This is a genomic window from Marinobacter sp. (genome assembly GCF_041984545.1).
Taxonomy (GTDB): Bacteria; Pseudomonadota; Gammaproteobacteria; order Pseudomonadales; family Oleiphilaceae; genus Marinobacter.
Genome location: NZ_JBHIXV010000030.1, coordinates 37,492 through 50,741 on the forward strand (window position 1 = coordinate 37,492; position 13,250 = coordinate 50,741).

Below are 13,250 nucleotides of genomic sequence, written 5' to 3' on the forward strand. Positions count from 1 at the left end.
TTCGGAGAGCTGAATGTATTACGCGATTATCAGTGAAGATGTCGAGAACAGCCTGCCATTGCGACAGCCTGCCCGACCCGCTCATATTGAACGCCTGCAATCCCTGAAAGCGGAGGGGCGCCTGCTGGTTGCCGGCCCGCACCCCGCCCTGGACACGCCTGAGCCAGGTGATGCAGGTTTCACAGGTAGTCTCGTGATTGCTGAATTCGACTCACTCGAAGACGCCCGGGCCTGGGCCGATGCAGACCCCTATGTGGAAGCCGGGGTTTACGAGAAAGTCACCGTAAAACCGTTCAAGGCCGTGCTGCCGTGAACAGCGACGCCCGCATGAGCGGATTGTAATGATGGCCCGCTTGCACAGGGCGACATCTGTGACAGAATTGCGCCTTTGATCAGGCTCCGATTTCAATTGCAGATTTCAGGGAACGTAACCAGTGACGCTTTTTCGCCTTGCCATCATTGCTCTGCTAACCGTATCGTCCGTCGCCGTGGCCCAGGCCAAGACCGTCTGGGTTGACGACCAGCTGTATCTCCCTGTCCGGTCGGGCGCCGGTTCCCAGTTCCGTATTATCGAGAACGCCGTGCCAAGCGGTACTCCCCTGGAGGTGCTGGAAACCTCCGATTCCGGCTACACTCTCGTGCGCACGCCGAAAGGCACTGAAGGCTGGGTTTCCAGCCAGTATCTGAGCGAGACGCCCATCGCCGCCGATCAACTCAGGACGGCCAATCGCCAGCTCGAGGACACCCGGGCGGAACTTGCCCGGGTCAAGGAACAGTTGAGCGAGGTGGTTAACGAGCGTAATGCTCTGGAGAGCGCGGAGAATTCGCTCTCAAACAAGTCCCAGGAGCTTCAGGAAGAGCTCCAGCGCATCAAGAGCATCGCGGCGGACTCCATCAACCTGGAGCGCCGTAACCGGGAGCTTCGGGAGGAAAACCAGCGTATCCGCAACGATCTCGAAGTGCTGACGGCTGAGAACGAACGACTTGAAGCCAGTAAAGAGTACGATTTCATGCTGCTGGGAGCTGGCCTGGTGCTGGGCGGCGTGCTCTTGGCGCTGATTATCCCCATGCTAAAACCAACAAGAAAGACCGACAACTGGGCCTGATGCCATGAAGGACTATTCGGAAAAACGTGATTTTCACCGCATGCAGGTGAACTCGGAGATCGAGATCACTGACAGTCAGGGCAATCAGTTCAGGGGCGTGTGCCGAGACCTGAGCGCCACCGGCATGCAATTGTATGTGGATCGTGAAATTGCACCAGGCGAGGAACTCAAGACCGTCCTCCACCCCAGCAGTGACCAGTTTCCTCCCCTGGAAACCGTCTGCGAGGTAATCCGCTGCGAGCCAGAGGGAGACGGATTCCTGCTGGGCACGAACATCAGCGAAGTCACACGCTGAAATGAAAAGCGGCGGCCAATGGCCGCCGCTTCTGTATCCGGGATCCGGAAACCGCTTAGACCAGCGGCTTCTCGGAAACGATAATGCCGTTGTTGTCGGCGTACACGTAGTGGCCCGGATGAAACGTCACTCCGTGGAAGGTCACCGGCACGTTCAGGTCACCCAGCCCGCGCTTTTCACTCTTTCTCGGATGGGTGCCTAGCGCCTGAACACCCAGTGCGGTATTGCCGATTTCGTCAACGTCGCGCACACAACCGTAAATGATCAGGCCGGCCCAACCGTTGTTGGCAGCCTTCTCCGCGAGCATGTCACCGAGCAGGGCGTGGCGTTTTGAGGCGCCACCATCCACCACCATCACACGGCCGTTGCCCGGCAGACCAACCTGCTCCTTCACCACGGAGTTGTCCTCAAAGCACTTCACGGTCACGATTTCGCCGCCAAACGCCTTGTTGCCACCGTAGTTATTGAAGCCTGGCTCAACCACCTGGACTTCCGGATACTCGTCGCAAAGATCCGGGGTAATAATCTTGGTCACGTTGCTGCGCTCCTTTTCCTGCAATTGGACTCAGTCGATCTTTTCGTCGGCCAGGAAGAACCAGGTATCCAGCACCGAATCCGGGTTCAGGGAGACGGTATCAATACCCTGCTCCATCAGCCACTTGGCCAGATCCGGGTGATCAGATGGCCCCTGGCCACAGATGCCAATGTACTTACCGGCTTTCTTGCAGGCCTGAATCGCGTTGGACAACAGTACCTTGACGGCCTCGTTACGCTCGTCAAACAGGTGCGCGATGATGCCGGAGTCCCGGTCGAGACCCAGGGTCAGCTGAGTCAGGTCGTTGGAGCCGATGGAGAAGCCGTCGAAGTGTTCGAGGAACTCGTCCGCCAGCAGCGCGTTCGCTGGCAGTTCGCACATCATGATCACACGAAGCCCATTGTCGCCTCGCTTCAGTCCGTTCTCCGCCAGCAGGTTCACCACCTGCTCTGCCTCACCGACCGTACGCACGAACGGAACCATAACCTCGACATTGGTCAGGCCCATGTCGTTGCGAACCTTTTGCAAGGCACGGCACTCCAGCTCAAAGCAGTCCCGGAAGGTCTCGGAGATATACCGCGACGCGCCTCGGAAGCCCAGCATCGGGTTTTCTTCGTCCGGCTCGTACAGGGTGCCGCCAATCAGGTTGGCGTATTCGTTGGATTTGAAATCCGACAGCCGCACGATCACCTTCTTGGGCGCGAAAGCGGCAGCCAGTGTGGAAATCCCCTCCACCAGCTTGTCGACGTAGAAATCCACCGGCGAACTGTAGCCCGAGATCCGCTTCTCGACGGTTTGCTTTATGTCCCGGGGCAGGCCGTCAAAGTTCAGCAATGCCTTGGGGTGCACGCCGATCATCCGGTTGATGATGAACTCCAGGCGGGCCAGGCCTACCCCTTCGTTCGGCAGAGCCTGGAAGTCAAAAGCGCGGTCCGGGTTGCCCACGTTCATCATGATTTTGAACGGAATATTGGGCATGGAATCAACGGTGTTCTCGCGCAGCTCGAAATCCAGGGCACCCTCGTAGATCATGCCGGTGTCGCCTTCGGCACAGGACACCGTGACCTCCTGGCCGTCTTTCAGCAGCTCGGTGGCATCGCCACAGCCAACCACCGCCGGGATACCCAGTTCACGGGCAATGATCGCCGCGTGGCAGGTACGGCCGCCGCGGTCGGTCACGATGGCAGACGCTCGCTTCATGACCGGCTCCCAGTCCGGGTCGGTCATGTCGGTCACCAGCACGTCGCCGGCCTGCACGCGGTCCATCTCCTTGATGCTGGTGATGATCTTCACCGGACCACTGCCAATCTTGTGGCCGATACTGCGGCCTTCCACCAGCACCTTGCCGGTCTCCTTGAGCAGGTAACGCTCCATGACGTTAGCCGCTGCCCGGCTCTTCACGGTCTCAGGGCGGGCCTGAACGATGTAGATCTTGCCGTCATCGCCGTCTTTGGCCCACTCGATGTCCATCGGGCGCTGGTAATGCTTCTCGATGATCATGGCCTGGCGCGCCAGGTCTTCCACCTCGGCATCGGTGATGCAGAAGCGATTACGGTCGTCCTGCTCAACCTTCACGGTTTCCACAAACTCACCCTCGCCGGGGCTGGTGTGGTAGACCATCTTGATGGCCTTGCTACCGAGATTACGGCGCAGCACCGCCGGGCGACCGGCTTCAAGCGTCGGCTTGTGCACGTAGAATTCATCCGGGTTCACCGCACCCTGCACGACGGTCTCACCCAGGCCGTACGAGGCGGTAACAAAGACAACGTCGCGGAAGCCAGACTCGGTGTCCAGGGTGAACATTACGCCGCTGGCCGCGGTTTCACTGCGCACCATCTTCTGGATACCGGCCGACAGGGCCACCATCTTGTGATCAAAGCCGTGGTGCACCCGGTAGGAAATGGCCCGGTCGTTAAACAGGGAGGCAAACACTTCCTTGACCGAAGTGCGCACCTGCTCAAGGCCCACCACGTTCAGGAAGGTTTCCTGCTGGCCGGCGAACGACGCGTCCGGCAGGTCCTCAGCAGTAGCGGAAGAGCGTACAGCAACGGCCATGTGCTCATTGCCATCCTGAAGCTGGGCGAAGGCCTCTTTCAGGGCGTTTTCGAGGACGTCCGGGAACGGAGTATCAACAATCCATTGGCGAATCTGCGCGCCGACCCGGGCCAATTCGTTAACGTCGTTGATGTCCAGAACGTCCAGGGCGTTGTCGATGCGCTCCTTGAGGCCATCGGTGGCGAGGAATTCACGATAGGCGTGTGCCGTGGTGGCAAAACCACCCGGAACGGTAACACCTGCGTTGGCGAGATTACTGATCATTTCGCCGAGAGAGGCGTTCTTGCCGCCCACCCGATCAACGTCGGACATTCCCAGGTGATCAAACCAGATAATGTAATCTTCCAAAGCACGTCTCCCTTGAATCTGTGTAGCAAAGAGCAAACCGGGCCAGCGATATAGAGCGGCAAAGCAGGCAATATCCACTGCGGAGTCTCGAACTTGGCGTGTATGATACTGTAACCTGCGGAAATTACCTAGGGCACAAAGGAACTGGACTTCACAGCATGAAACGCACCGCTTTCTTCATTTCTGACGGCACAGGCCTCACTGCCGAGGCCCTCGGGCACAGCCTTCTGGCCCAATTTGAAAAGATCGAGTTCGAACGGATCACCGTTCCCTACATTGATGACGAGGACAAAGCCCGGGAGATGGTCAAGCGCATCACCAAAGCCGCCGAAATCGACGGCGCCCGGCCGCTGGTCTTCGACACCATCGTAAACAGCGACATCCGTGACATCATTGCCACCGCTGACGGCTTCATGGTGGATATTTTCGGGACTTTTCTCAATCCCCTTGAGCAGGAGCTGCAATCCTCCTCGTCCTATTCCGTGGGCAAGTCCCATGCCATCAACAATGAAGGCAGCTACGAGCGTCGCATCAACGCGGTCAACTTCGCCCTGGACAACGACGATGGCGCCCGCACGCGGCATTACGATGAGGCCGACCTGATTCTGGTGGGCGCTTCCCGCAGTGGCAAGACCCCCACCTGTCTGTATCTTGCCCTGCAATACGGCATCAAGGCAGCCAACTACCCGATTACCGAGGAAGATCTGGCGGACCAGCAGATGCCGACGGCGCTGAAGCCCCATAAAGAGAAGATTTTTGGCCTGACCATCGACCCCGAGCGCCTGGCCACCATTCGCAACGAACGTCGGCCCAACTCACGGTACTCGTCCATTCAGCAGTGTATGCACGAGATTGAAGAGATCGAGCTGATGTATAGGCGTGAGCGGATTCCCTACCTGAACACCACCGCTTACTCCATTGAGGAGATTTCCACACGGATCATGGTGACAACGGGACTGAAGCGTAATCGTTGAACGGTTAGATGCAGCGTAAAGCAGGGCCGGATGGCGACGTCATCCGGCCCTGCGCCCTTTACAACTCTTCAATATCCAGACCCAGCGCTTGCACCCTGGTCCGGTTCTCGGGGCTGGTGACCACAGCCGTACTGGCCTTTTCCGGCACCAGCCAGGTGCCGGCCACGCGTTTGAGATCATCAAGCGTTACCGCCAACACCCGCTCACGGAAGCGGGCGCGCTGCTCCGGCGTGCGACCGAACAGCTTGTTGTGGAACGCGTGCCGGGCAGCGCCCGCCGGTGAGCGGGGCCGGTCCAGTTGACCGATGACGCCCAGAATGGATTCTTCCAGCTCCTGATAGTCGTGCTCGTTGGTATGCAACCACTCCAGGGCCTTGTCGAAATCCGCCAGCGTGTCTTCCAGCCGTGGATCCCGGTAGGAGAAGAAGCGGAAGGTGCCGTTCACACTGTCCTGTCCGGCGCCGCCACCATAGGCACCGCCTTTCTCGCGGATGGCACGGTGCAGGTAACCATTGCGCAGGAAACCACCCAGCACGGTCAGGGCCGCGGCGTCCGGATGATCCACGGGAACGGTGTTGTAGGCCTTAGCGCAGAAATTCACCTGGGTTGAGGTAAGCCACGCCTGACGGGTGGTGTAGTTAACCGGGTCCATCTTCCAGGCTGAGCCGGAGGCACCAGGTACATCACCCCAGGCCGACTTGAGGTCGTCTACCATGGCTGGCAGTTGCTCCTCCTCACCAATCACCAGGAACTCACGAACCTGATTACGGACCTTGTCATGAAGGGCCGCCAGTTTGTCGCACAGGGCCGACAACTCACCGGCATCCTTCAGCGCCCGATCCAGCGCCTTGGTGCCCTTGATACCGGCCAGCCCACCCAGGCGGAATGACAGCCAGGCGCCCGGGCTCATGCCCTGCGACGCCGCGCCCATGGCCAGGGCATGGCCACTACCAGTGACTGCCTGCTCCCGGCGAGCGCGAATCTGGGCGATGATCTCGCGGATCCGCTCCTGCTCGTCAAAGCGGGCGCTGGTACAGACATCCCGCAGCAGCCTGGTTAGGGGGCCGCGGTTCCGGGCCAGCGCCTTGCCGTTAAAAATAATGTAGCCGGAAAGGTCCTGCACATCGTCTATCCGGCCCTTGGCACTGAACGATGCACCAATACCGCCGGATTCCGCGGAAATCCGGTCCTGCATCTGCAGGTAATCCAGTTCTCCACAGCCCACCTCGGAGATCAGTGTGGTGTAATACGGCACCAGCAGCAGCTCTTCCTCGGTAAGCGCCGGCATCGGCACCACCACCTGCTCGTAGACCAGGCCGTTGGTACCCCGGGCATAGACCGTGGCGGCAATGTCACCGTCGTAACGGCCCTCGGGCTCGGGCATTTGCAGGGGCACGTCCGACAGATCCACCTTCGGAAGAATGGAATCGTCGTCCTTACGCATCTGCCGCTCTTCCAGCGCCTGTGCACGCTCGACAATCATCCGGACTTCGTCTTCGGTCAGCTCGGCCTTGCGACGGGCCAGAGCATCCCGGATCGCCGCCTGCCGGCGGTGCTCCAGTTTTTCGTCCGGACGGAGGGTCAGGGTAACGCGGTGCGGGTTTTCAAGGAGTTTGCGACGGATCAGGTCCGGCACGTACTGAGGATCACGAATTTTCTCACGCAGGTTCGCCAGCACCGGTTCGAGGTCCAGTAGCTCCACGGGATCGCCGCCATGCACCATTGGCGCGATCGCGCTCATGATCAGTTGCAGGCCATAGGGGAAGCTGTCGCCGGCAATCTCCCGCTGGTGCAGTTCCAACTGGTGCAGGATCGCCTCCAGCCGTTCTTCACTGACACCCTCTTCAACCACGCTCAACAGCGTGGATTCAATAAGGGCTTCCAGATCTTTCTGTTTTTCCGGCTCGCTGCCTTCGATGCCGCAGACGAAGGTCATTTCCCGGTTGGAATCCTCCAGGCCACACATCGGCGATGGCGCATGGCCCAGATCGGTGGTTTCCAGGGCACGCATCAGAGGCGAGGCGCTGTTCTCCAGAAGCACCGCAGAGAGCAGTTGGCCTTCCAGGTTCTCCTGGAGGTCGAAGCTGTGTCCGAGCAGCCAGCCCACCACAATGTGGGTCTTGTTCTCGGTGCCCTCGCCTTCATTCACCGCATAGCCCTGCTCTACGCGCACAGGCGCGAACAGGCGCTTCTCGTCCCGCACCGGGAGCTCTATATCCAGACGGTCGAAGCGCTTGAGTGCCAGCTCCTCGAACTTCTCATGGTGCTCCCGGGCCGGGATATTGCCGTAGGTGGCAAAAATCGCATTGCTCGGGTGGTAGTGATGACGATAGAAGCTGACCAGGTCCTCATAGCTGAGATCCACGATGTGGTCGGGCTCGCCACCACTGTTGTAGTGGTAGGTGGTTGTCGGGAACAGGTGGCTGCTCAGGTTCTGCCAGAGCTGTGAGGTGGCCGAACTCATGGCGCCCTTCATTTCGTTGTAGACAACGCCCCGATAGACCAGATCCGTGGAGGGATCCTCCGGCTTGTCGAACTCCAGGCGATGCCCCTCCTGGGCAAAGTCCAGCGGATCCAGCTTCGAGAAAAACACCGAATCCAGGTACACCGACAGCAGGTTGTCGAAATCCTTGCGGTTCATGCTGGCAAAGGGATAGGCGGTCCAGTCGCTGCTGGTAAAGGCGTTCATGAAGGTATTGAGCGACCGGCGGATCATCATGAAGAACGGATCCCGCACCGGGTAGCGCTCACTGCCACACAGCGCGGTGTGCTCCAGGATGTGGGCAACGCCGGTGGAATCCATCGGGAAGGTCCGAAGCGCAACGAAGAATACGTTCTCATCGTTGTCGGCCGCCAGGTGCAGATGCCGGGCCCCGGTTTTCTTGTGGCGATACTCCTCGACCTCAAGGTTGAGGGTCTCGATCCGGTGACTGCGAAGCTTCTCAAAGGCCGGATGAATTGCGTTGTCGATCACTGCAGCCATTCAATCTATCCTGTCTTTAAACAATTGGAGAATTGTAGGGTAACACGTAGTATCGACTATCATGCACCAGTCGAGTAGCCAGAAGGTACCCCGCCCACCCATGACCACACCCGTACCCGAATCGAGGGCCGTTGATGCCCCGGAAGTTGCCGCTTACTGGGCGGAACGTCGCCGCTATCTCGAACGCATCCGCAAGGTGCCGGAAATCCGGCAGCGGTTCTGGCGCGAAGTGGCCATCTACCTGCTGCGCCGCCTGCTCTGGTCGTTCGGGTTTTTCCCGGTATTCATCGCTTTCTGGGTGCCCTTCGTTCTGGCCAGTTTCAACCCGGTGGTAATGGCTTCGGACCTCATTCCCCTCCTGCAGGAGTTCGTCAACTCCAATCCGGAGGTCCAGGCCACCACCATCAGCACTCTGGTGATCGCATGGGCGTCCATCGGCTTCTTCTTCCTCGTGTTCGATTTTGTCCTGACCCCATTCCGATCGCCCTATCAATACGAGGCCGACGTGTACATGAGATCATGGGAGCAGCTCAACCATGACCAGCTTCCGGACAAAGTGTGATTTGGCCTGCATTCTCGTTAACTCCAGACACTTTCTGTTACATAAGGTTGCAATCACTGGTTAAGATGAAGCGGTAGACCGAATTCCAGAATGCAGGATCAAGGGGTTTCTCCATGGTCGATTTCAGACCGCTTCTGTTCATCAATGCCCTCGCACTCATGCTGCTGGTTACCGCCGGGTTTGCGTCGGTAAGGGATGAGTTTCGGCTGACGGAAACCCTTGAGGCACCATCTGTTAAGCAAGCCGTTGCCACCGCCACCGTTGTCGCCGCCACAGAGCTCCCGCCCAAAGCAGCCGAACCGGCGCCGGTAACGAATGCGAAAACCGTGGAGGATGCCCCGGCCACTACCAGCGTGAATTCCGGGGCAGATACCGGCGCCGGCAACGAAACTGCGTCTGCCGACCCTGGTCAGAACCCTGCCAACGCTCCGTTCACCATTGCGCCGATGCCGGATGAGCCGCAGATGCTGGCGGTTGCCGAACCCGCCAGCGCCATGACCACGCGCAATGATGCCGCTCCAGCCCCCCGGGAGCAGGGCAAAGCAACGCCCCCGCCCCCAACCACGGGCACCCTGGTGCTTCGATCGAACGTCGTGGGCGACGAGGTCACCATCAACGGCAAGACTTACGGCGCTACCCGCCTCGATCTGGAACTGGAGCCCGGAGACTACGATGTCACCATTGCCAAGCAGGGCTACCGGCCCTGGTCCCGGAAGGTCACCCTTGAGGCCGGCCGCGACATGACCCTGGTGGGTCAGCTGGAAGCCTACACCACGGTTAATTACCGGGACGGCACCTGGATTGGCGGCGTTAAGACGGGCGACGGCACCTACGAGAATGCTGACGGTCTGCGTTACGAAGGCCATTTTGTAGACGGTGAGTTTGATGGCGAGGGCACCGCCTGGTATCCGGACGGCAGCCGCTACGAGGGCGAATGGTCCGGGGGCAAGCGCCATGGCGAAGGCGTCTGGCGCAGTGCCGACGGCGCCCGCTATTCCGGAGACTTCCAGGACAACCAGTTTAACGGCAAGGGCACTTTAACCCTCGCCAACGGCGACATACTCACGGGCCACTGGCAGGACGGCCAGCTCAACGGCCACGGCTCTCTGACCACCGCCGACGGCATGTTGTATGTCGGTGGCTTTCGCAACGACGAATTCCACGGCAACGGCACCCTGACCTACCCTGATGGTCGCCATTACGAAGGCGAATTTTCCGATGGAGCGTTCCACGGTACCGGCTCTGAGGTGTTCGCCAACGGCAAGAAGTACGAGGGTCAGTACATTGAGGGCAAGTTCCACGGCAAGGGGTTGATCAAGAACCCCAATGGCAGTTCCATCGAAGCCACATTCCGACACGGAGAGCCCTACGGCCAGGTGCGCCTGACCACCGCGGCAGGGGAGATTTTCACTGCCCGCACCACCGAGCCCGGCGTCTGTTATCGGGACAAGAGCTACCGGGCCACCGAGTGCCCGACACTGGAAGGCTGGTAGACATTCACAGCCCGATGACAAACGCGTTTGCAGTAAACGATTGAGGTAGTGACATGGCGATCAAGAACGCTCTGCTGGTCGATGACTCCAAAGTGGCACGTTTTGCCCTGAGCAAACTGCTGGAGAGTCGTGATATGGAAGTCAACATGGCGGGTTCGGCAGAGGAGGCGCTGGACTTCCTGAACAGCCATGGCCGCCCGGACGTTATTTTCATGGATCACCTGATGCCGGGAATGAACGGCGTGGAGGCCACCAAGGCGATCAAGGGCAATCCGGAAACCGCCGGTATACCCATCATCATGTGCACCTCCAAAAAGTCCTCTACCTTCATGGAAGAGGCAAAAAATTTCGGGGTGTACAATATCCTTACCAAGCCGCCGCAAACCGAAGGGCTTATGGAAGTGCTGGACCAGCTTGCCAGCGACGTAACCAGCGGCACCCTGCCTGAACCACCGGCGCAGAATCCGGAACCGGCGGAGCAGGATGACTGGCTGAACGTTCCTGCGGATGCCTCGGTGGAACTCTCCCCCAAGCCTGCCGACAGCCTGGGACGTGCGAACACCCAGTCCAGCGTGGTGCCCCTGACCAGTGAACTGATCGAGCAGATTGCCCGCTCGGCCGTGAAAACCCACATCAACAACCGTCTTCACGAGCTACTCAGTTCCCTGTTCGACGAGCAGTTTGACCACCTCAAGCGCGCCCTCGACGAGACCCGCAGCAAACAGGAGTCTGCCATCGAAGAACGCCTGCAGGCGCTGACGGAGACCGTGGAAGAACGCACTCGCAATCTCCGGGATGATGTCGCCGCCGAGGTCAATCTCAACCTGGGCAGCGAACTGGCCGCCCTGAGAAAGGAACTGAAGAAGAACTCCGGGTTTACCAGCGAACACATGGCTGAACTCAAAGACCACATCACCAGTGTCCAGACTATCGACACGGAGTTCTGGCAAACCCTGCAATCCGAGGCCATTCAACAGGCCCACGAGATCTCGAGGGAAACCGCTGAAGACATCGCCCAGCGCACCATCGATCTGTTCGTGGCGCAGCAGCGCTCGGCCTCCTCGCGGGTTTACACGATCGGCCTGGCCGTCAGCCTGGGGATTTTCAGCGTCGGGATTGCCTGGCTTTCCGGTCTGTTTGGCTGAGCAGTGCCCTGACACTCAACCAATCCCCGGGGGTATCCACGTCCTCGTGAACTCCCGGGATCACGACCCGGGTTGCCTGCACTTCTGCCAGCAGGCCACCCGCACCCCGGTCCCCCTCCAGATCCATCACCAACGGCCAAAGCCACCGGGGCAGGTAGGCAGGAACGCCCGGCCGGTCGCCATAGTCCGCGGCGATGGGCTGATCCGGAAAACAGCGGGCCGCCTCGCCAAAGGCTGCCAGCGCGTTCAGATCCAGAAGCGGCTGGTCTGCCACCAGCACAAACACGCCCCTGGCCTGCGGCCCGACACTGCGCAGGCCCGCCTGCAGCGACGCCGACAGCCCCTCATACCACTCCGGCACCCGCAGCCAGGCCGACGGTTGCCGACGGCCACGAAACCGGATCAAAGGGTACCAGGCACCGCACAGCACCCGGACATCTGGACTGAGCACCCGCCCCTGGGCAATCGCAGAATCGAGCAGCGTGCGGTTGTCGGTATGATTTCGGGATGCCCCACTGGAACCCAGAGGTAACAACGCCTTAGGGCGTCCAAACCGGCGCGCTGCGCCGGCAGCCAGAACCAGTGTTGGGAATTGGTGATTTTGGCTGCGCCTGACGAGGTTCAGAATGGTCGTTCCGACGGTTAAAAAGAAATGAAGCCCTGGCCATTTGCCAGACTGCTGTATTCGGTGATTTTTGCTAGAATCCGCCCATCAATCAACCATACCCGCCGGAATTTTGATGAACCATCTGTTTGTAGACAACCTGACCGTTATCGATTTTGCCTACCTGGACCCGACCCGGGGCCTGGTGGGTGAAAGCTGGATTGCGGATGTGGTGCTCGGTGGTGAGCTGGACGAACAGGGCATGGTGTTCGATTTCAGTAATGTGAAGCGCACCATCAAACGGGTCATTGATGAGCGTGTTGACCACCGGCTGGTGATTCCCCGCGGGTATCAGGGGCTGTCCTGGAACGAAGAGAAGCCAGATACCTTTTCCTGGGCCCTCACCGACGGCAGCGAGATCCTTCACCGTTCACCGGATGAGGCCATTGTCTGGCTATCCGCGGACCGCGTAGTACCGTCGGCGGTTGCAGAATTGCTCGAACGCGAAATCAAGGCCGTACTTCCCGCCAACGTGACGTCCGTGGAAATCAATCTCCGCGAAGAGGAGATAGACGGTGCCTACTATCACTATGTGCATGGACTGAAGAAGCATCTGGGCAACTGCCAGCGCATCGCCCACGGCCACCGCTCACCAATCCGGATTGATCGAAATGGCCATCGGGATTACGACCTGGAGCGCCGTTGGGCGACCCTGTGGCGGGACATCTATGTCGGTTCTGAAGAAGACGTGGTGCGGCGTCACGTGGGCGAAGACGGTGTTCGGTATGTCACCTTCGAATACGAAGCGAATCAGGGCGAGTTTTCACTCGTTCTTCCAGAAGAGCGCGTGTACATGCTGGATACGGACACCACGGTAGAACTCATTGCCGCTCACATGGCGGACAAGCTCAAGGTTGAATTCCCTACTGACGGCATACGTGTGAAGGCTTTTGAGGGAGTGGGCAAAGGGGCAATTGCCGTCCGCTGACGGAAGGCGCAGCTCTCCCTTCCCGGAATCTATCAGACAGGCACAAAAAAACCGCCACGAAGGCGGTTTTTTTGATGGCTTTCCGGTGGACTAAACCGTCAAGCCGTATTGGCGTCCCCTAGGGGGTTCGAACCCCTGTTGCCGCCGTGAAAGGGCGGAGTC

General features: G+C 59.5%; 12 protein-coding genes. 8 read left to right on the top strand and 4 right to left on the bottom strand.

Annotation, left to right across the window (positions count from 1 at the left end; genetic code table 11):
• Positions 1–13 precede the first annotated feature (13 nt).
• The 3 genes from ACFC20_RS13710 (at position 14) to ACFC20_RS13720 (ending at position 1,401) form a co-directional block, all read left to right on the top strand.
• Entirely contained in the window at positions 14–313 is a 300-nt protein-coding gene (locus tag ACFC20_RS13710) for a YciI family protein (RefSeq protein ID WP_091986211.1), read from the top strand.
• Between the two features lie 121 nt (positions 314–434).
• A complete protein-coding gene (locus tag ACFC20_RS13715) occupies positions 435–1,106 on the top strand; it encodes a TIGR04211 family SH3 domain-containing protein (RefSeq protein ID WP_091986212.1) in 672 nt (223 codons plus the stop codon).
• A gap of 4 nt (positions 1,107–1,110) precedes the next feature.
• Positions 1,111–1,401: a PilZ domain-containing protein gene (locus ACFC20_RS13720; RefSeq protein ID WP_375193507.1), complete on the top strand. Its 291-nt coding sequence runs from the start codon at positions 1,111–1,113 to the stop codon at positions 1,399–1,401.
• 55 nt (positions 1,402–1,456) lie between these two features.
• Here ACFC20_RS13720 and rraA read toward each other — a convergent pair whose 3' ends face one another.
• Both rraA and ppsA read right to left on the bottom strand, forming a co-directional pair.
• Positions 1,457–1,936 (bottom strand): ribonuclease E activity regulator RraA, encoded by a 480-nt coding sequence (gene rraA, locus ACFC20_RS13725; protein WP_375193508.1) that lies wholly within the window; start codon positions 1,934–1,936, stop codon positions 1,457–1,459.
• A 30-nt stretch (positions 1,937–1,966) separates the two neighbouring features.
• Positions 1,967–4,339 (bottom strand): phosphoenolpyruvate synthase, encoded by a 2,373-nt coding sequence (gene ppsA, locus ACFC20_RS13730; protein ID WP_375193509.1) that lies wholly within the window; start codon positions 4,337–4,339, stop codon positions 1,967–1,969.
• 158 nt (positions 4,340–4,497) lie between these two features.
• Here ppsA and ACFC20_RS13735 point away from each other — a divergent pair, with 158 nt between their 5' ends.
• The gene (locus ACFC20_RS13735) at positions 4,498–5,313 is read left to right on the top strand and encodes a pyruvate, water dikinase regulatory protein (protein ID WP_375193510.1); all 816 of its coding nucleotides are present in this window, start codon (positions 4,498–4,500) and stop codon (positions 5,311–5,313) included.
• Between the two features lie 58 nt (positions 5,314–5,371).
• Here ACFC20_RS13735 and ACFC20_RS13740 read toward each other — a convergent pair whose 3' ends face one another.
• Entirely contained in the window at positions 5,372–8,296 is a 2,925-nt protein-coding gene (locus ACFC20_RS13740; protein ID WP_375193511.1) for an insulinase family protein, read from the bottom strand.
• Between the two features lie 100 nt (positions 8,297–8,396).
• Between ACFC20_RS13740 and ACFC20_RS13745 the strand changes: the two genes are divergently transcribed.
• From ACFC20_RS13745 to ACFC20_RS13755, 3 genes are all read left to right on the top strand, one after another.
• Entirely contained in the window at positions 8,397–8,858 is a 462-nt protein-coding gene (locus tag ACFC20_RS13745) for a hypothetical protein (RefSeq protein ID WP_375193512.1), read from the top strand.
• 113 nt (positions 8,859–8,971) lie between these two features.
• Positions 8,972–10,351 carry a PEGA domain-containing protein gene (locus ACFC20_RS13750; protein WP_375193513.1) on the top strand — a complete coding sequence of 460 codons (1,380 nt, stop codon included), beginning with the start codon at positions 8,972–8,974 and terminating at the stop codon, positions 10,349–10,351.
• 53 nt (positions 10,352–10,404) lie between these two features.
• Entirely contained in the window at positions 10,405–11,496 is a 1,092-nt protein-coding gene (locus tag ACFC20_RS13755; RefSeq protein ID WP_375193514.1) for a response regulator, read from the top strand.
• On the opposite strand, the gene ACFC20_RS13760 is transcribed toward ACFC20_RS13755, so the two are convergent.
• Positions 11,456–12,031, bottom strand: coding sequence for an NTP transferase domain-containing protein (locus ACFC20_RS13760; RefSeq protein ID WP_375193515.1), 576 nt, complete (start codon positions 12,029–12,031; stop codon positions 11,456–11,458). The two genes, ACFC20_RS13755 and ACFC20_RS13760, sit on opposite strands and share 41 nt — an antisense overlap.
• Positions 12,032–12,236: 205 nt before the next feature.
• On the opposite strand from ACFC20_RS13760, the gene ACFC20_RS13765 reads away from it, so the two are divergent.
• On the top strand, positions 12,237–13,088 hold the full coding sequence (locus ACFC20_RS13765) for a 6-carboxytetrahydropterin synthase (RefSeq protein ID WP_375193516.1): 852 nt from the start codon (positions 12,237–12,239) through the stop codon (positions 13,086–13,088).
• Positions 13,089–13,250: the final 162 nt, after the last annotated feature.

Excerpts from the sequence above, each read along its gene's own strand:
- ACFC20_RS13710 (WP_091986211.1), top strand. The coding sequence starts at position 14 with ATGTATTACGCGATTATCAGTGAAGATGTCGAGAACAGCCTGCCATTG.
- ACFC20_RS13720 (WP_375193507.1), top strand. The coding sequence starts at position 1,111 with ATGAAGGACTATTCGGAAAAACGTGATTTTCACCGCATGCAGGTGAAC.
- ACFC20_RS13735 (WP_375193510.1), top strand. The coding sequence starts at position 4,498 with ATGAAACGCACCGCTTTCTTCATTTCTGACGGCACAGGCCTCACTGCC.
- ACFC20_RS13740 (WP_375193511.1), bottom strand. The coding sequence starts at position 8,296 with ATGGCTGCAGTGATCGACAACGCAATTCATCCGGCCTTTGAGAAGCTT.
- ACFC20_RS13745 (WP_375193512.1), top strand. The coding sequence starts at position 8,397 with ATGACCACACCCGTACCCGAATCGAGGGCCGTTGATGCCCCGGAAGTT.
- ACFC20_RS13750 (WP_375193513.1), top strand. The coding sequence starts at position 8,972 with ATGGTCGATTTCAGACCGCTTCTGTTCATCAATGCCCTCGCACTCATG.
- ACFC20_RS13755 (WP_375193514.1), top strand. The coding sequence starts at position 10,405 with ATGGCGATCAAGAACGCTCTGCTGGTCGATGACTCCAAAGTGGCACGT.
- ACFC20_RS13765 (WP_375193516.1), top strand. The coding sequence starts at position 12,237 with ATGAACCATCTGTTTGTAGACAACCTGACCGTTATCGATTTTGCCTAC.